The following is a 950-nucleotide window of genomic DNA, read 5'->3' as shown; positions in this document are numbered from 1 at the left end:
GTAGTGAATGAAAGGAGCCCCTGTGCTTAAAGCGATTTTTTTTGATATGGACGAGACGTTATGTGGCACATCCCAAGCAGACAAAGCTGCAGGGCAAAAATTTGCTGCCTGGATTCAACAAACGTATCCACAAGTCTCTGATCCTCAAGCATTCTTACAACGCTACTTGCAAGGGGTATATAAAAAGCTCAATGCAGAGTTTCCTCAGCTGGTTGCTCTTCTTCCAGACGAAAATGCTTTTCGCTGTGGTCTGATCCAAACGATTTTGGCAGAGAACGGCATCCACATCGATGCAGAGCAAGCTCAGCAAGCACAACACTATTTTGATTCAGCACGTATGGGCGCGTTCACTTTCTTCCCTGGCGTAAAAGAAATGCTGACGGATCTACGTAAGCACTACAAACTCGTCGTGATCACTAACGGTCCAATTTTCTCGCAGCACCCCAAATTGAAAGCAACACAAATGGATGAATGGGTGGACCATATTATTGTGGGTGGCGAAGAGCCAGAAGAAAAACCAGCGGCCAGCATATTCCAAAAAGCCTTGAATCTTGTCGACATCAAACCAGAAGAAGCCTTACACATCGGTGACTCTTTAGCGGCAGACATCGCAGGCGCAAACAACATTGGTATTTTGAGTGTGTGGGTGAATGCGACTGGCGCAAGTAATCCAACAGAGATAACGCCGAACTTTGAAATCCGAGAAACCGTCGAGCTAAAAGAAATCCTGAAAACACTCGCCCAATAACAACAGCGAATTAAGAAAACCACAACCCCAGACATTGAGCTGGGGTTTATTTTATCTGCGCGAAAAGCATTGGGATCATGGGTGGTCTAAAGCACCAAAATCTGCACCAACCTTACAATTCATACGCAAAGCGAGATTCTGCTGATAGAAATCTTCTGGCTAGCCATTCTCAGCTAATATGGAGGAAAATAGAGTGGATAAA

General features: G+C 45.1%; 1 protein-coding gene. It reads left to right on the top strand.

The window, feature by feature from the left end; translation table 11 throughout:
* Positions 1-22 precede the first annotated feature (22 nt).
* The gene (locus tag R7R24_RS25210) at positions 23-748 is read left to right on the top strand and encodes an HAD family hydrolase (protein WP_025612457.1); all 726 of its coding nucleotides are present in this window, start codon (positions 23-25) and stop codon (positions 746-748) included.
* Positions 749-950: the final 202 nt, after the last annotated feature.

It is taken from the genome of Vibrio sp. 704 (genome assembly GCF_033339295.1).
This window is presented reverse-complemented; position numbering and strand designations above follow the sequence as displayed.